Annotated in this window: 17 protein-coding genes; 10 read left to right on the top strand and 7 right to left on the bottom strand. The window is 65.0% G+C overall.

Features of this window, described 5'->3' with window-relative positions:
- The first annotated feature begins 2 nt into the window (after nt 1-2).
- Together AIOL_RS20600 and AIOL_RS20595 are read left to right on the top strand one after the other, a co-directional pair.
- Entirely contained in the window at nt 3-689 is a 687-nt protein-coding gene (locus tag AIOL_RS20600; RefSeq protein ID WP_049644705.1) for a type 1 glutamine amidotransferase, read from the top strand.
- Between the two features lie 66 nt (nt 690-755).
- Nucleotides 756-1121 (top strand): DUF6455 family protein, encoded by a 366-nt coding sequence (locus tag AIOL_RS20595; RefSeq protein ID WP_049644704.1) that lies wholly within the window; start codon nt 756-758, stop codon nt 1119-1121.
- Between the two features lie 297 nt (nt 1122-1418).
- Here AIOL_RS20595 and urtE read toward each other — a convergent pair whose 3' ends face one another.
- From urtE to AIOL_RS20560, 7 genes are all read right to left on the bottom strand, one after another.
- The gene (gene urtE, locus AIOL_RS20590) at nt 1419-2114 is read right to left on the bottom strand and encodes an urea ABC transporter ATP-binding subunit UrtE (protein ID WP_200898796.1); all 696 of its coding nucleotides are present in this window, start codon (nt 2112-2114) and stop codon (nt 1419-1421) included.
- Nucleotide 2115: 1 nt separating this feature from the next.
- Entirely contained in the window at nt 2116-2856 is a 741-nt protein-coding gene (urtD, locus tag AIOL_RS20585) for an urea ABC transporter ATP-binding protein UrtD (RefSeq protein ID WP_049644702.1), read from the bottom strand.
- Nucleotides 2853-4088 (bottom strand): urea ABC transporter permease subunit UrtC, encoded by a 1236-nt coding sequence (urtC, locus tag AIOL_RS20580; RefSeq protein WP_049644701.1) that lies wholly within the window; start codon nt 4086-4088, stop codon nt 2853-2855. The genes urtD and urtC overlap by 4 nt, the downstream gene beginning before the upstream one ends.
- A gap of 27 nt (nt 4089-4115) precedes the next feature.
- Nucleotides 4116-4502, bottom strand: coding sequence for a DUF6636 domain-containing protein (locus tag AIOL_RS20575; RefSeq protein ID WP_152912617.1), 387 nt, complete (start codon nt 4500-4502; stop codon nt 4116-4118).
- A 67-nt stretch (nt 4503-4569) separates the two neighbouring features.
- On the bottom strand, nt 4570-6522 hold the full coding sequence (gene urtB / locus AIOL_RS20570) for an urea ABC transporter permease subunit UrtB (RefSeq protein ID WP_049645584.1): 1953 nt from the start codon (nt 6520-6522) through the stop codon (nt 4570-4572).
- Between the two features lie 149 nt (nt 6523-6671).
- A complete protein-coding gene (gene urtA, locus AIOL_RS20565; RefSeq protein WP_049645583.1) occupies nt 6672-7946 on the bottom strand; it encodes an urea ABC transporter substrate-binding protein in 1275 nt (424 codons plus the stop codon).
- Nucleotides 7947-8293: 347 nt separating this feature from the next.
- Complete coding sequence (locus AIOL_RS20560; protein WP_049644699.1) at nt 8294-8677, bottom strand: 5-carboxymethyl-2-hydroxymuconate Delta-isomerase; 384 nt, start codon at nt 8675-8677, stop codon at nt 8294-8296.
- A 120-nt stretch (nt 8678-8797) separates the two neighbouring features.
- Between AIOL_RS20560 and AIOL_RS20555 the strand changes: the two genes are divergently transcribed.
- The 8 genes from AIOL_RS20555 (at nt 8798) to AIOL_RS20520 (ending at nt 17398) form a co-directional block, all read left to right on the top strand.
- Entirely contained in the window at nt 8798-9151 is a 354-nt protein-coding gene (locus AIOL_RS20555) for a response regulator (protein WP_049644698.1), read from the top strand.
- A gap of 144 nt (nt 9152-9295) precedes the next feature.
- On the top strand, nt 9296-9823 hold the full coding sequence (locus AIOL_RS20550; RefSeq protein ID WP_049644697.1) for a response regulator: 528 nt from the start codon (nt 9296-9298) through the stop codon (nt 9821-9823).
- Nucleotides 9820-10683, top strand: coding sequence for a phosphate/phosphite/phosphonate ABC transporter substrate-binding protein (locus AIOL_RS20545; protein ID WP_049644696.1), 864 nt, complete (start codon nt 9820-9822; stop codon nt 10681-10683). Before AIOL_RS20550 ends, AIOL_RS20545 begins: the two co-directional genes overlap by 4 nt.
- A complete protein-coding gene (locus AIOL_RS24025) occupies nt 10668-12641 on the top strand; it encodes an ATP-binding protein (RefSeq protein WP_053101328.1) in 1974 nt (657 codons plus the stop codon). Before AIOL_RS20545 ends, AIOL_RS24025 begins: the two co-directional genes overlap by 16 nt.
- Before the next feature lie 100 nt (nt 12642-12741).
- Nucleotides 12742-13437, top strand: a complete 696-nt coding sequence (locus AIOL_RS20535) for a GntR family transcriptional regulator (RefSeq protein WP_049644695.1) — start codon at nt 12742-12744, stop codon at nt 13435-13437.
- 20 nt (nt 13438-13457) lie between these two features.
- Nucleotides 13458-15173: an oxalyl-CoA decarboxylase gene (gene oxc / locus AIOL_RS20530; RefSeq protein WP_049644694.1), complete on the top strand. Its 1716-nt coding sequence runs from the start codon at nt 13458-13460 to the stop codon at nt 15171-15173.
- 42 nt (nt 15174-15215) lie between these two features.
- Complete coding sequence (gene frc, locus AIOL_RS20525; protein ID WP_049644693.1) at nt 15216-16490, top strand: formyl-CoA transferase; 1275 nt, start codon at nt 15216-15218, stop codon at nt 16488-16490.
- A complete protein-coding gene (locus tag AIOL_RS20520) occupies nt 16487-17398 on the top strand; it encodes a methionyl-tRNA formyltransferase (RefSeq protein ID WP_235439114.1) in 912 nt (303 codons plus the stop codon). Before frc ends, AIOL_RS20520 begins: the two co-directional genes overlap by 4 nt.
- Nucleotides 17399-17420: the final 22 nt, after the last annotated feature.

The raw sequence follows: 17420 nt of genomic DNA, 5'->3' as shown, positions 1-17420 counted from the left end.
ACATGAAACTTACCGTCTATGACTGCCTCAGCCCCGACAAGCTGACCGCTAAATACGGCCCCACCGGCAACCACGTGATCCGCTGGATCGCGCCGCACCTGCCGGAGGCCGACCTGGAGAGCCTGCATATCGCGGGCGACTTGCCGCCCAAGGCGCCCGGCGAGACCGATGGGATCATCATCTCGGGCTCCGAGAAGGGCGTCTATGATGATACCCCCTGGATGCAGCCGTTGCGCGAGAATATTTTGGCGCACCGCGCACATGGCACGCCGATCTTTGGCATCTGCTTTGGGCACCAGATCATGGCGGATGTTCTGGGCGGCAAGGCCGAGAAGGTCGACCAGGGTTTCATCACCGGTGCAAGGCGCTTTGACATGGCGGGCGCGGAGACCCCCGCCTATGTCGCGCATCAGGACCAGGTGACGAAGGCACCGCCCGGGGCGACGGTGACCGCCTCGGCGCCCTACTGCCCGGTGGCCGCGCTGGCCTATGACGACTTCCCAGCGCTCTCGGTGCAGTTCCACCCCGAATATGACGCGGGCTTCACCGAGGATCTCATCGACTTGTTCGGCAGCACGCTGATGACCGCCGAGCAGATCGCCGAGGCCAAGGCCTCGATCACCGGGGACGTGCCGCGGGATCTCTATGCCGCTGAAGTCGCGGCCTTTTTCCGCGGTCACCTGAGTTGATTTAGATCAAAGCCGCGGCCGGGGCCGGGCTATAGGCTGCCTTCAGGATAAAGGAGGAGCCAAGCGATGGGCATTTTTGAGAAACTCGCCACCTACCTGGCGCAGCGGCGCGAGCTAGGCGAGCTGGACGCGATGGCCGATACCGAGCTCTCCGACCTGGCCCTGGAGCCCCACGCCCTGCGGCAGACGATCCTGGCCCGGCCCCAGCTGCGCCGTCAAGTGCTTGGCATGGCAGAGAAATTCGGCCTGACCGACGAGGATATCAGCCACCCGCATTGGCGCGAGATGGAGATCCTAGAGCGCTGCCAGAACTGCGACCGCCCGCGCGCCTGTCGGTGGTATCTAAGCGGGCGGGCCACCGAGTTCGGGCCCCAGCACTGCCCCAACGCCGCGACCTATGGCGAGATCGCACGGGAGAAGGGCGCGGGCTGAGGCCTTGACCGGTTCTTAACGCTGCGCGCACACAGATCCCGCGAATCGGGGGTTAACGCCTTATTTTGTTGAGAATTCCGGTGTCGGCAAAACGTCGGCAAAACGTCGGACTTCTGTCGGGCACGGTGTCTGGCAGACCCCTTGGTTAACAGAGCGCGCGGTGAACCCGCCCTCCCATTTCACGGCAGGAGTGACTGGCCCAGCATTCGCCCAGCTTCGCGAGTTCTGTGACCTGCCGCCGATTTCCTACAAGGAAATCGGGCCGGAAGCTTTTTAAGCTTCCGCCACCGCCCAGATTTAGACCGACACCGAGGCCAAAAGCGCGTCGCGCGCAATCGCGTCTCTTGTGCCGGAGAACTTCACGCTGCCGCGTTCCAGCACCGTGAACCGGTCGCCCAGCTCATAGGCGAAGTCGAAATACTGCTCCACCAGCACAATCGCCATCTCGGCCCGCGCCCGCAGGTCGCGGATCACCTGGCCGATCTGCTGGATGATATTGGGCTGGATGCCCTCGGTCGGCTCGTCCAGCAACAACAGCTTGGGCCGGGTCACCAGCGCCCGCGCAATCGCCAGCTGCTGCTGCTGCCCACCCGAGAGGTCGCCGCCGCGGCGCCCCAGGAAGTCCTTGAGGATCGGGAAATGCTCGAAGATCTCCTCGGGCAGCTGCCGCTGGTCGCGCGGCAGGCAGGCAAAGCCGGTCTCGAGGTTCTCGCGCACCGTCAGAAAGGGGAAGATCTCGCGCCCCTGGGGCACATAGGCCACGCCCTTTTGCGCCAGCGCGTGGGCGCTGGCCTTGCTGATCTGCTCGCCATCCAGCCTGTAGCTGCCGCCGCTGCGCCCATGCGTGCCCGAGATCGCCTTGAGCAGGCTGGTCTTGCCCACCCCGTTGGTGCCCATCACACAGGTCACCGCGCCGCGCGCGGCGCTGAGGCTGACCCCGTTCAGGATCTGACTGCCGCCATAATGCAGCGTCAGGTCCTCGATCTCCATCAAGCTATCGGCCAAGATACACCTCGATCACCTTCTCGTCGCTGGTCACGTGGTCGATGGAGCCCTCGGCCAGCACCGAGCCCTCATGCAGCACCGTGACCTTGCAGCCCAGGCGGCGGACGAATTCCATGTCTTGCTCGACCACCACCACGGCGCGGGTCTTGGCGGCCTCCACCAGGATCTCGGTGGTGTGCTCGCGCTCGGCGGGGGTCATGCCCGCGGCGGGCTCGTCCACCAAGAGCAGCTTGGGGTCCTGCGCCAGCAGCATGCCGATCTCCAGCCACTGCTTCTGGCCGTGGCTGAGCTCGCCCGACTTGCGCTCCAGCGCCTGGGTGAGCCCGATCTGCGTGGCCAGGTCGCGCACCTTGGCGTGGTCGTCGCCCGAGGGCCGGAACCGCAGCACCGCCAGCGGCCCGCGCTTGTTGCGCAGCGCCAGCATCAGGTTGTCGGCCACCGACTGGTCCTCGAACACCGTGGGACGCTGGAACTTGCGCCCAATGCCGGCCTGGGCGATCTGGCTCTCGGACATCGCCAGCAGAGACTGCGATTTCTCGCCCCAGATCACCCGCCCCTCATCGGGGCGCGTCTTGCCCGTCACGATATCCATGAAGGTCGTCTTGCCCGCCCCGTTCGGGCCGATCACCGCGCGCAGCTCCGCCGCGCCGATGTTGAAGGTCAGGTTGTTGATCGCCTTGAACCCGTCGAAGGAGACGGAGACCCCGGAGACCTCTAGCAGCGTGTTCATTTCTGGGGCGCCTCCTTGAGCCCTTGCGGGCCCTCCTCGGCGCGCGCGCGCCGCGAGAGCAGATCAAACAGCCCGCCGATCCCCTGCGGCGCAAACAACGTCACCGCCACGAAGCTGAGCCCCAAGAGCACCGTCCACCAATCCACCCACTGGATCGTGTAGACCCCCAAATTCACGTCCGGCGCCTGCCCGCCCGTGAACCAGGTCGACAACAGCGACACAAAACCCGCGCCGATCACCGCCCCATAGAGCCGCCCGCGCCCGCCGATCGCCACCCAGACCGCCAGGTAGATCGACGCAATCGGCGCGATCTCTGCCGGGTTGATGATCCCCGCCTGCGGGTAGTAGAGCGCGCCGGCGATCCCCGCCAGGATGGCCGTGAAGGTGAAGATGAACAGCTTATACGCCTCCACCGAGTAGCCCAGGAACCGCACCCGGCTCTCGTCGTCGCGGATCGCCCGGATCACCGAGCCGAACTTGCCCGACACCACCCAGGTGCATAGGGCGTAGGCCAGCCCCAGCGCCAGCGCCGAGCCCCAGAAGAACCACAAAGACACCGTCGCCTGCGGCACCGCGTCCAGCCCGGGCAGGTTCTGCAGCCCCGAGAGCCCGTTATTCCCGCGCAGCCCGCTGTCGTTCTGGAACAGGTACAGCGCCAGCGCCAGCGTCATCGCCTGCGTCAGGATCGACAGGTACACGCCCGTCACCCGGCTGCGGAAGGCCAGCCAGCCGAAGACCAGCGCCAAGAGCCCCGGCACCAGCACCACCGCCGCCAGCTGCAGCGGCAGCGAATGCGCGAAGGCCCAGATGGGCGGGAACTCGGACGCGCCCACCACGCCGAAGATTTGCGTGGCGATCCCCTGCGATATCTCCGCGGCTGTGGGCGGCAGGGCCGCGGCGGCCATGCTCTCGGCCACGATGATCTCGGTGCGCGCATACATCAGCCACATGCCAATCGCGTAGCCCCCGATCCCGAAGAACGCCATGTGCCCCAGCGACAGGATCCCGCAATAGCCCCAGACCAGGTCCATCGCCAAGGCCACCAGGCACAGGCACAGCGTCTTGCCCAGGGTCTTCACGAAGGAGGTTGAGATCATGCCCATCCCGAACCCCTCGGCCAGCACCGTCACCCCCAGGGTGAACAGCGCCAGCACCACCAGGAAGATCACCAGCGAGGGGTGGCGCGCCACCAGGGGCCCGCGCCGGGATTGCGTAAGCCGTGCCTCAGACATGCGCCGCCCCCGCACGTTTTGCGTGACTTAGAACACCAGCTGCTTTGCGCGCGACAGGAAGAACCCATGGCCATCCGCATTGGTGCAGGTAAACCCGGTGGTCTGCGATGTGCATGTTATGCGCCCGAAATTGCCGGTCGCGCCGTATTCCGCGATGTCGGTGTACCGGGACGCCTTTCCGGACGGACGCCCGCAGGTGGCCTGCACCCTGCCGCGCTCGCCCATGCGCATGTCGAACTGCCTCCCGGAGGCGCAGCCCCCAGAGCCGTTGTGGTTGATAATGGTGCAGTATAGCTGCGCGCCGCCCTGCAGCGAGCCGTTGCAAAAAATGTTGGCCGATGGGGTGCGAAAGCCGAAACCATCGGCGAGCGCCGGTCCCGCGAGGCAGGACAGAAGCGCGATGTAGCGAAGCATGAACAAGTCCTTTGCTTAAAATTCGAGGCCCAGCGTCCCCGATTGGCGTCTCAAGATCAAGCATTCTCTATGCCTCCGCCGCGCGGCCCTTGAGGGCGATGATGCCCCGTGGCCGGAACTGAATGAAAAGGATCACGAAGAGGATCATGTAGGTCTGCGCGGCCAGCGTGTTCGAGGGGTTCAGCCACTCCACGCCCTTCTGGAAGACCCCCACCATGCTCGCCCCCAGCAGCGTGCCCCAGATGTTGCCCACGCCGCCCACGACCACCGTCATGAAGGACTGCACGATGTAATCCGCCCCCATCTCGGAGGTCACCTTGGCGTAAAGCCCAATCGCCACGCCCGCGATCCCCGCGATCCCCGAGCCGAAGCCGAAGGTCAGCATGTTGATCCGGTCGGGGTTGATCCCCATCGAGGCCGCCATGCGCGGGTTCTGCGTCACCGCGCGCACCTCCAGCCCCAGCCGCGTGCGGTTCATCACGAAGAGGAACAGCGCCAGGAACAGCAAGGCCAGCACGAAGATCGCGATCCGGATATAGCTGATCGAGACGATGTCGTTGAACACCAGCGAGCCGTCCAGCCAGCCCGGCGCCGTGAGCGGCCGCGCCTGGGTGCCAAAGATGTTCTTGGCGATCTGCTGCAGCGCGATCGAGATCCCGAAGGTCGCCAGCAGGGTCTCCAAGGGCCGGTGGTAGAGCCAGCGGATCACCAGCCGCTCCATCGCCACCCCCGCCGCGAAGGTCACCGCGAAGGCCAGCGGGATCGCCAGGATGATCGACATTGTGTAATTCGGCACGAAAAGCTGCACCACATAGCCCGTATAGGCGCCCATCATGATGAACTCGCCATGGGCCATGTTGATCACCCGCATCACGCCGAAGGTGATGGCCAGGCCGATGGCGGCCAGGAAGTAGATAGAAGCCAGGGATATGGCGTCCAAGGCCAGGTCCGCGGTCTGGTTCACCGCGACCTTGGCCTCGATGGATTGCAGCACGCTCAGCGCCGCCACGGCCACGCTGGGCGTAGCGCCGGTATAGCGCTCAAAGAAGGTCCGCTGCGCCAGCGCGGCGTCGATCTGGGCCTCGGTGGCGGCGGGCGCGGCCAGCCCGCGCTCGGCGAGCTTGGCATAGGCGATGTCGCGCGCGGCCTCGGTGCTCAGCGAGGCGACCTGCACGCCCGCGACCTGCCCGTCCGAGATGTTCTCGATCAGGGCGGTGCGCTTGGCGTCGGCGTCCAGGCGCGGCGGCGCCAGCTCGGCGGCCACCAGCATGTCATAGGCATCGCGACGCGACAGCGTCGCCTCCCCCAAGGTGATCAGCCGCGCGACCTCGGGCCCGTCAGGGGCCGCGTCGGCGAAGGCGATCTCGGTCACCACGAGCGGATTCAATGTGGCGCGCACATCCACGCCCAAATCGCCGGCAAAGCCCTCGATGGCGGCGATGCGCTCGGCGTCACCCTCGGCGAAGCGGATCGTCAGCAGACGCTCCAGTCGTGCCTTGCGGGCCTTCAGCCCGGCATCGGCCTCGCCCTCGATGGCGCCGCGCAGGGCGGTCAGATGCGCGGGCTCGGCGTCGCGCTCGATGGCGTCCAGGGCGGTGGCCCGCGCCACGGGGTCGGGCGCGTTCAGCTGGAACTGCACCAGCGCGGCGCCGATCATGCCGCGGATGCCGCTATTGGGTTTCAGCTGCTTGAATTCCTTGGTGGGGAAGGTGCCGATCTCGGCACCGCTGGCGAAGTCAAAGGCGGCCAGCTCTTTCTTGGTCTTCGTGCCGTACACAAAGAGACCGGTCTCTTTGTTGCGCCACATCTCCTTGGCCTGCCAGCGCTCCAGAACGGCCTGCGCCTCGGCCAGCCCGCTGGCGGCCAGGGCATCGATCGCCGGGGCGATGGTCTTGCGCGAGCTCTTGGCGATGATGTCGCCATGCTCCTGCAGGAGTTGCTGGATGGGGGCTTCGGCGTCCTGCGCCGCGACAGGGCCCAAGGGCAGAACGGCCACGACACAAATCGCGATCAGTTTCAGGATCTGCTGCACGTCGCCTCACTTCACACACGCGCCGCTTTTCCGCAGCGCAAGGGTCTTCTTCGGTTTGGAAATATCCCGGAGGGGGGTCTGGGGGGAGGCAGAGCCTCCCCCCAGTTGGTCGGCGCGGCGTCAGCCGCGACGAAACCTTAGTAGTTCGACTTGATCTGCACGCAGGTCGAGGTCTCGGTGTTGTACATGCCACAGCCCAGCTCAGCCCAGTCGGACTTCAGCACGGCGCTTTCCGGCAGGTAGTCGGTCCAGGCGTCGCCCGGCACTTCCGAGGTCTGGCTGATGATGTCGAACTGGCCGTCCTCCTGGATCTCGCCGATCAGCACGGGCTTGGCGAGGTGGTGGTTGGGCAGCATCACGGCGGTGCCGCCGGTCAGGTTCGGGAACTCCTGGCCGTACATGGCGGTCCGCACGGCGTCCACGTCGGTGGTGCCGGCAGCGGTCGCGGCGTTCACCCACATGTTGAAGCCGATGTAATGCGCCTCCATCGGGTCGTTGGTCACGCGCTCTTCGCCCATGGTGGCCTTCCAGGCCTCAACCCAGCCCTCGTTTGCCTCGCTCTCGGCCGACTGGAAGTAGTTCCAGGCCGCCAGGTGGCCCACCAGGTTGGTGGTGTCGAGACCGGCCAGCTCTTCCTCGCCGACCGAGAAGGCCACAACGGGGATGTCGTCGGCCGAGATGCCAGCCGCGGCCAGCTCTTTGTAGAAGCCAACGTTGGCGTCGCCGTTGATGGTCGAGATAACGCCGACCTTCTTGCCGTCCGCGCCCAGCGCCACAACGTCAGAGACGATCTTGGACCAGTCGCTATGCCCGAAGGGGGTGTAGTTGACAAAGATGTCGTCCGCCGCGATGCCCTTTTGCTGCAGGTAGCTTTCCAGGATGTTGTTCGTGGTCCGCGGGTAGACATAGTCGGTGCCGAGCAGGGCGAATTTCTCGACCTCAAGCTCTTCCAAGAAGTAATCCGTGGCCGGGATCGCCTGTTGGTTGGGCGCCGCACCGGTGTAGAACACGTTCTTGGAGCTCTCCTCGCCCTCGTACTGGACGGGGTAGAACAGCAGGCCGTTCAGCTCTTCGATCACGGGCAGCACGGATTTGCGGCTCACCGAGGTCCAGTTGCCAAAGATCACGTCCACCTCATGCACGGTCAACAGCTCGCGCGCCTTCTCCGCAAAGAGCGGCCAGTCGGAGGCCGGGTCGACCACAACGGCCTCCAGTTCGCAGCCCAGCACGCCGCCGGCGGCGTTCTGCTGGTCGATCAGCATGACCATGGTGTCCTTCAGGGTGGTCTCCGAGATCGCCATCGTGCCCGACAGCGAGTGCAGCACGCCCACTTTGATCGGCGCGTCGCAGGCCATGGCAGGCGCGGCAGCGGCCAGAACAAGAGCAGCGGTTGTTCCAAGTAGTTTCTTCATCGCATTTCCCTTTGCGGAAGGCGCGGGGACGTTGCGAAACATGACGAAGAACGCCATATGCCACCCACGCAGTTATGTGCGGAGTGCGGTGGCGTTTCTTGGTTTCCAGACCGATGCCATCGCACGCTTTCAAGCGGGGCTTGCGGCACCCGCGGTGGCACTTAAGGCGGGTTCACCCCCAGTCTGCGAGTTTTATTGGCGGGGTTGGAACGCCAGGCGCGGGATTCTGCAAGGCATTTGGGCAAGTTTCGAGCACATGTTCAAAATTTAAGCAGCATGTTTATCGGCAAAAGACGGGTTAACCAAGTCCCTGAGATTCAGAAAGTTTTCAGCACGCGAATCTTTTTCTACCCCTGGGAAAGGTGCTCTCTGACCGTTCCCGCCTTCGGTGAAAGCGCGGGGTCGATGTCCCGCATCTCCAGCGACAGCGCGATGGAACGCTCGGCCATGACCGGCGCCAGAAACACCCGCGCGGCCTCAAAGATGGCCTGCGTCGCCGCCGCCTTGACCTCGTCGGGGCGGCCGCCCCGCAGCCGGATCGAGATGTCCACGAAGCCATGCTTGGGGTCGCCATCCGCGATCGCATAATGGTCCACCCGCGTGGCGCGCACGCGCACGCCCGGCATGGGGAAGGCCTCGACCTGGACAGCGGCGGCGCGGACCGCCTCGCAGAGCCCGCCGATATCGGCGTCCTCTAGGTTCGCGGAATACTCGATATGAAAATGCGGCATGGGCGTTTGGGTGCGGATTCCGCCCCGCGATGTCAAGCCTCGCCCGCAGAACGCAATCGTCCCCGGTTAGCTTGTCCTTAAGATGGGTGGTGCAAAATCCAGCCAACACCCGGAGGTACCATGGCCCGTGTTCTTGTTGTCGACGACGAACCCTTTCTGCGCGAGGAGTTACAGGAATCCCTAGAGCTTGAGGATTTCGACGTCACCACCGCCTGCGACGTGCCGCACGCGCTGGAGGAAAGCGCGAAATCCAGCTTCGATGTCGTCGTGACCGACCTAAAGATGCCCAAAATGGGGGGATTGGAGCTGATCCGTGAACTCAAGAACCGCGCCTACCAGGGAATTGTAATCGTGGTTAGCGGGCACGGCGCGGAGTCTTCCCGAGAAGAGGCGATGGCCCATGGCGCCGCCGCCTGTTTCGCCAAACCCGTTGATACGGATGAATTAATCGAGGCGATCAACGCAAGAATCTAGCGCGAGTTTACCTAAAATTTTTCACAACCTGCCGCGCGGCGCGCCAGCCCAACGCGCTCAACCGCGGCCAAACGGTCCACCTTAGGTCGAATTCGCCCCGCATATCGCGGCCCCAGCAGTAACGAGTTAAATGGAGAACGAGTAATGGCCCCCGAAACATTCCGAACACCCGACCTCACCGTCCTGCTCGCCGATGATGACACCGACGCGCTTGAGGAGCTTGCGGACATCGTCGACCTGGAAGGCTGGAAATGCCTGACCGCCCCGGATGTCGACAAGGCGCTGGAACTCATCGCGGCCAACCCCGCCATCAAGGTCGTCGTCACCGACGTGCATTTCGTCGACCAGGCCGGAGAGACGTCGAACGGGCTGCAGCTGGTGTCGCGCGCGCAGGCTCGGTTCGCGGATCGCGGCCTGTCCTTCGTTGTGCTCAGCGGCGACCCCAGCGCGCTGCAATCCTCGATCCAGATCGGCGCGGTGGACTTCCTGTCCAAACCGCTGGTGGCCGAGGACCTGGTGAGGGCGATCAAACAGGCCGAGGCCAGCGGCGGCGAGGAGCGCGGCAATGCCGAGCTTGCCAGCTTCATGATCGAGAAGGCGCAAAAGGCCGCAATGGCCGCGATCAAGCAGGACCCCGCGCCGAACGGCCAAAAGCCGGAGGGAGCGGCATGATGCGGCGCCTGGCTCAAACCGTTGCGGCGATGGCCCTCGCGATTGCGGGCACCACCACCGCGCATGCGCAATCGGGCGGCACGACCCTGACCTTCGGCATCGTGCCGCAGCAATCCGCCAGCCGCCTGGCCAAGATGTGGGGGCCCTTCCTGTCCGAACTCAGCGCCCGCACCGGCGTGACCGTACAGTTCAAGACCACCAAGGACATCCCCACATTCGAGGCCTGCCTGGCCGAGGGCGCCTATGACATCGCCTATATGAACCCCATGCATTACGCGATCTTCTCGGAAGAGAGCGGCTATCGCGCCTTCGCCCGGCAATCGCAGAAACGGCTGAAGGGCGTGATCGTGGCGCGCGCCGAGGGTCCGGTGCAGGCGCTTGGCGATCTTGATGGCACGCAGGTGGCCTTTCCCTCGCCCGGGGCGTTCGGGGCCAGCATCCTGACGCGCTCGACCCTGTCCGAGCGCGGGATCGCCTTCACCCCCAACTATGTGAAGTCCCATGACAGCGTGTACCGCGCGGTTGCCGCCGGGCTGATGGCCGCAGGCGGCGGGGTCACGCGCACCTTCAATGCCGTCGATCCGGCGATCCGGGCGCAGCTGCGCATCATGCATGAGACAGAGGCCTATACCCCGCACGCCTTCGCCGCGTCCCGCGAATTGCCCGAGGCGCTCGCCGATGCCGTGCGGCAGGCCTTTCTGGACATCGCCGCCGATCAGCCGGCGCTGGTCGACGGGATCGGGATGAACGGGTTCACCCTCTCTGGCGACAGCGATTGGGACGATGTGCGCGGGCTGGGCATGGCCCGGGCCGATACCGGCATCGCGACTGGAGGCGGTGCCGCATGTCCTTCCGGCTAAAAACGGTCCTGGGGATCGCCCTCATCGAATTGACGGTGATGGGGATCCTGATCGGGATCAACCAATTCGCCCTGGGCGGCTCGGCCGCGGATCAGCTCTATCAACGGGCCGAGGCGACGGCGCGGGTCTTTGCCAACGCGGTCTCTGACGCGGTGATCGCCACCGACCTGGCCACGCTGGACGCCACGATTGAGACCGCCCTGTCGACGGAGGAGCTAAGCTATCTGCGGGTGCGCAACCCGACCGGCCTGGTTCTGTCCGAAGGCGGCGATGCCTTGGCGCTTGCCGCAGAATTCGCGGCGGATGCCAGCTTTGACACCGCGCGTAACGACCACCGCATCGACCTGGACGTGCCGATCACCGTCGAGGGGCTGGATTATGGCCGTATCGAGATGGGTCTGTCCACGGCCTCGGTCGAGCGCGAGATCGCGATGGCCCTGGCCTGGAACCTTGCGGTGGCCTTCATCGGGATGTCCCTGGTGGCGATCTTCGGCTACGTGCTGGGGTCCTATCTGACGCATCAGCTGCATTGGCTGCGGGAGGGCGCGCGGGGCTTCGCCGCCGGCGACCTAGATCGCAAGATCCGCGTGCGCGGCACCGACGAGCTGGCCGAGACCGCGCAATGCTTCAACGACATGGCGAACTCGCTGGCGCAGGACCGCGCCACCCTGGCCGAGCAGCGCAATCAACTGCTGGCGAAGAAGGCCCGCGTGGAGGTGATCGTGAACTGCATGACGATGATCTCGCGCGGCGAGGACGAGATCTCGGTGCCCGACACCGACCGCGATGACGAGATCGGCAGCATGGCCCGCGCCACGGTGATCTTTCAGGAGTCGATGCGCGCCACCGAGGAGGCCCAGCAGGAGCAAAAGCGCCTTGTCACCGCCTTTGACCAGATTGCCGAGCAGGTCGTGGTCTTTGACGAGACCGGCCACGCGATCTTCCTGAACGCCGCGTTCCGGCGCTTTAACCGCGATATCCTGGCCGAGCTGCCGCATAGCTTCACGCAGAAGGAATTCCTACGCATGGGCTATCACCTGGGCGCCTTCCCCGGCGTGTCCGGCGATCCCGAGGACTGGATCGAGGCGCAGCTTGCGCGCGAGAACATGGCGCCGGAGGAGATCCGCCGCGCGCCCGACCGCGTCACGCTAACCGTGCAGACCTATGTCGACGGGATCGGCGTGGTCCTGACCGCCAAGGACGTCACCGAGCTGCGCATCTCGGAACAGCAGCTCATCCAGGCCTCGAAGATGGCCACCCTGGGCGAGATGGCCACCGGCATCGCCCATGAGCTGAACCAGCCGCTGGGCGTGATCCGCATGGCCTCTTCCAACTGCGTCAAGCGCATCCAGAAAGGGATCGTCGACCCCGATTACCTGATGGGCAAGCTGCAGCGCATGGGCGAGCAGACCGAACGCGCCTCGCAGATCATCAACCACATGCGCGTCTTTGGCCGCAAGGCGGTGGGCGTGATGGAGCCGTTCGACCTGCGCGAGGCGCTGCTGGAAACCGCAACGCTGGCCCGCACGCAGCTGAAGACGCTGGATATCTCGCTCAAGGTCGCGGTGCCCGAGACGCCCGCCTATGTGATGGGTGAACGCGTGATCTTTGAGCAGGTACTGCTGAACCTGGTCAGCAACGCGCGCGACGCGATCGAGGAGCATGGCGACGGCGGCCCCGGTGAGATCCGATTTGAGGCGGATTTTGACGGGCCCGATGGGCATGCGGTGCATGTCTATGACAGCGGCGGCGGCATCCCCGAGACCGTGCTGGATAAGCTGTTCGAGCCGTTCTTTACCACCAAGGAGCCCGGCAAGGGCACCGGGCTGGGCCTGTCGATCAGCTTTGGCACGATACGCGACATGTCGGGCCGGATATCGGCGCGCAACGTCGAGGGCGGTGCGTGTTTCACGATCACGCTGCCGGATGTCGGCGCCGCGGTCAGCGAGGCGTCCTAGAACGTATTGATCACATTGTTGTAAGCGGAATGCGAAGACCTGTTGCGGCATCCGGTATGCATGCCTATGGTATACCAAGGACCACAGCGAATCGGCATCCATGCAGCTGCAACCCATAGAGACGTCCATCACCTTGAAGGACCACGTGTACGAACGCCTGCGCACGGCGATCATCGGCATGAATATCTATGAGGACATGGCGGACCTGCGGCTGGACGAGCGCTCGATGGCCGAGCAGCTTGGCGTGTCCCGCACCCCGCTGCGCGAGGCGCTGACCCGGCTGGAGAATGACGGCTTTATAGAGATCCGCCCCCGCAAGGGCGTTTTCGTGGTCCGCAAGACCATGGGCGAGATCCTGGAGATGATCGTCGCCTGGGCGGCGCTAGAGAGCATGGCCGCGCGGCTCGCCGCGGGCGTCGCCGCCGACAAACAGATCGCCGCGCTGCGCAAACACGCGCTGAAACACTCCGAAAGCTCGGCGCAGGCCGACCTGGCCGAGTATTCCGAGGCCAATATCCGCTTTCACCAGATGATCCTAGAGATGTCGGGCTGCGCCCTACTGGCCGAGATGGCCGACGGGCTGTTCGTGCATATGCATGCCGTGCGCCGCCGCGCCATGGAGGAAAGCGACCGCGCCAGCCGCTCGGTCGTGGACCACCTGGGCATTATCGAGGCGCTCGAGGCGCGCGACGCCGACCGCGCCTGCGACCTGGTGCGCCAACACACAATGCGGCTGCACGAGCATGTGCGCCGCACCTGGACCAGATTCGAACTACGCTTAAACGCTGCCAGCTAGGCGGCCAAGGAGAGACACATATGGCGGACGGAGCCATCGAAACCGATGTAGAGTTGACGGACGGATTCCACCTGATCATCGACGCGCTCAAGCTGAACGGAATCGAGAACATCTATCACGTGCCCGGCATCCCGGTGACCGATCTGGGCCGGATGATGCAGGAAGAGGGCATGCGCGTGATCTCGTTCCGGCATGAGAGCAACGCGGGCAACGCCGCCGCCATCGCCGGCTACCTGACCAAGACGCCCGGCGTCTGCCTGACGGTCTCGGCGCCGGGGTTCCTGAACGGGCTTGTGTCCCTGAGCCACGCCACGACGAATTGCTGGCCGATGATCCTGATCTCGGGCTCGTCCGAACGCGAGATCGTGGACCTGCAGAAGGGCGACTATGAGGAGATGGACCAGCTTGCCATCGCCAAGCCGCTCTGCAAGGCGGCCTACCGCGTGCTGCATGCCGAGGATATCGGCGTGGCCGTGGCCCGCGCGATCCGCGCGGCGGTCTCCGGCCGCCCCGGCGGGGTTTACCTGGACGTGCCCGGCGCGCTGCTGGGCCAGACCATGGAGGCGCTGCAGGGCCAGAAGTCCCTGATCAAGGTCGTGGACCCCGCCCCCGCGCAGTTCCCCAGCCAGCAGGCGGTGGACCGGGCGCTGGACACATTGAAATCCGCCAAGAAGCCGCTGATCATCCTCGGCAAGGGCGCGGCCTATGCGCAATGCGACGCCCTGGTGCGCGACTTCGTCGAGAAATCCGGCGCGCCCTACATCGCCATGTCCATGGCCAAGGGCCTGCTGCCCGACGACCACCCGCAATACGCGGGCGCGGCGCGGTCTCTGGTTCTGAAGGAGAGCGACTGCGTGATGCTGGTTGGCGCGCGGCTGAACTGGCTGCTCGGCCACGGCCAGGGCAAGCAATGGGGCGAGCGCTACAGCAAGAAATTCATCCATATCGACATCTCGCCGACCGAGATGGACAGCAACCAGCCCATCGACGCGCCCCTGGTGGGCGACATCGAGAGCGTGCTGAGCATGATGACCGCTGGCATGGGCGACTGGGCGAAGCCGCCCGCGGAATGGACCGATGCGATCAACGCCAAGGTCGCCACGAATGTCGAGCGGATGGGGGCCAAGCTGGGCTCGAACGCGGTGCCGATGGACTACCACGGCGCGCTGGGGCGACTAAAGAAGGTCTTTGCCGACCACCCCGACGCCATCCTGGTGAACGAGGGCGCCAACACGCTGGACTTCGCGCGCTCGATCATCGACATGTCCAAGCCCCGCAAGCGGCTGGATGTGGGCACCTGGGGCGTGATGGGCATCGGCATGGGCACGGCAATTGCCGCCGCCGTGGAGACCCAGCAGCCCGTGGTCTGCGTCGAGGGCGACAGCGCCTTTGGGTTCAGCGGCATGGAGGTCGAGACCATCTGCCGCTACAAGCTGCCGGTCTGCGTGGTGATCTTTAACAACTCGGGCATCTATCGCGGCACGGATATCGACCCGACGGGTCGGGACCCCGCGCCCACGGTCTTTGTGCCCGAGGGCAAGTACGAGATGATGATGCAGGCCTTCGGCGGCGAGGGCGTTGTGGCGCGCAGCCCCGACGACCTGGAGCGCGCCGTGCGCGAGGCCATCGCCAGCGGCAAGCCCACCCTGATCAACGCGATCATCGACCCCGAGGCCGGCACAGAATCCGGCCGCATCGGCAACCTGAACCCGCAATCCGTTGTGAAGAAGACGTAAGGTGCGTGCTTGCGCGCATCTCCCGACAAGGAGACACCCAATATGAAAGCCCTGGAAGGCGTCAAAGTCCTGGACTTTACCCATGTGCAATCCGGCCCGACCTGCACCCAGCTTCTGGCCTGGTTCGGTGCGGACGTCATCAAGGTGGAGCGCCCGGGCGTCGGCGACGCCACCCGCAAGCAGCTTATTGACGTGCCGGGGGCGGACAGCCTCTACTTCACCATGCTGAACCACAATAAGCGCTCGATCGAGCTGAACTCGAAGAACGAGACCGGCAAGCAGGTGCTGACGCGCCTGATCGAGACCTGCGACGTGATGGTCGAAAACTTCGCCCCGGGCGCGCTCGACCGGATGGGGTTCACCTGGGAGCGCATCCAAGAGATCAACCCGGCGATGATCCTGGCCTCGATCAAGGGCTTCGGGCCGGGCAAGTACGAGGACTGCAAGGTCTACGAGAACGTGGCGCAATGCGCCGGCGGGTCGGCCTCGACCACCGGATTCCGCGATGGGCCGCCCCTGGTGACCGGCGCGCAGATCGGCGACAGCGGCACCGGGCTGCACCTGTGCCTGGGCATCGTCACCGCGCTCTACCACCGCACCCAGACCGGCAAGGGCCAGAAGGTCAGCGCCGCGATGCAGGACGGGGTGCTGAACCTCAGCCGCGTGAAGCTTCGCGATCAGCAGCGCCTGGCGGCGGGCCCCCTGAAGGAATACAGCCAGTTCGGCGAGGGCGTGCCCTTTGGCGAGGCCACCCCGCGGGCGGGCAATGACAGCGGCGGCGGCCAGCCCGGCCGCATCCTGAAATGCAAGGGCTGGGAGACCGACCCGGACGCCTATACCTACTTCATCACCCAGGCCGCCGTGTGGGGCAATGTCTGCGACGTGATCGGCAAGCCCGAGTGGAAGGACGCGCCCGGCTACGCCACCCCGCCCGAGCGGCTGGACAAGCTCAACGAGATCTTCGACGCCGTCGAGCAATGGACCATGACCAAGACCAAATTCGAGGTGATGGACATCTGCAACCCGCTGAACATCCCCGTCGGGCCGATCCTAAGCATGAAAGAGCTGATGGAGGATGAGGGCCTGCGCAAGACCGGCACCATCGTTGATGTCGAGCACCCCGAGCGCGGGACCTATGTGACCGTGGGCTGCCCGGTCAAGCTGTCGGACTCGCCCGTCGAGGTCGTGCGCTCGCCGCTTCTGGGCGAGCATACCGAGGAGGTCCTGACGCAGGTCTTGGGCTATGAGGGCGAGGCGCTGGCGGCGGTGATCGAGAGCGGCGCGGTTGGAGACGTTCGCAAGGAAGCCGCCGAATGAGACTGATCGTGATGGGCCAGCAGGCCTTTGGCAAAGACTGCCTAGAGAAACTGATCGCCAGCGACGACGACGTCATCGCCGTCTACTGCGAGCCGGACAAGGGCGACCGCGTCGACCCGGTCAAGGAGTTCGCCCTGGAACAGGGCATCCCCGTCGAGCAGCCCGCGGATTTCAAGGACCAGGCGGTTGTGGACCAGCTGGCCAGCTATGATGCCGACCTGATGGTCATGGCCTTTGTGAACATCTTCGTGCCCGAGGCGGCGCGGGACACGCCCAAGATGGGCTCGATCTGCTTCCACCCGTCGCTTTTGCCCAAGTATCGCGGGCCGTCGGCGGTGAACTGGCCGATCATCATGGGCGACACGAAGTCGGGCTTTTCCTGGTTCTACCCTAGCGACGGCTTGGACGAAGGCGACAGCCTGCTGCAGTGGGAATGCGACATCGGCCCCGATGACACCGTGATCGACCTTTACTTCAAAAAGATCTACCCCGCGGCCGTCGCCAGCGTGCTGGACGTGGTGAACCTCTTTCGAGCCGACAACCCGCCGCATATCGTGCCCGACGAGAGCCAGGCGACCTACGAGCGCCGCTGTACCAAAAAGCACGCCAAGATCGACTGGAACAAGCCCGTGGGGCAGGCCTACAACCTGATCCGCGGCACCAACCCCGCGCCCGGCGCCTGGACGACCATCAACGGCGACGAAGTGCAAATCTATGACTGCGTGCGAGGCCCCGGCGACGGTGTGTCCTCAAAGGTCGTGGAAATAACAAATGATGGCGTTTGGGTCCAATTGATCGGTGGGCGAATCTGTATCAAACGCGTGCGTCCAGCCGGCGGAGGGAAGACCTCTGCGGTTGATTGGGCGAGTGATATTGGCCTGGAAGTGGGCCATATAATTGGAACCTAGAGGCCAATTTGGATCATAATTG

It is taken from the genome of Candidatus Rhodobacter oscarellae (assembly GCF_001078595.1).
Classification (GTDB): domain Bacteria; phylum Pseudomonadota; class Alphaproteobacteria; order Rhodobacterales; family Rhodobacteraceae; genus Rhodobacter_B; species Rhodobacter_B oscarellae.
The sequence above is the reverse complement of the archived record's forward strand: the minus strand, read 5'-3'. Positions and strand labels throughout refer to the sequence as shown.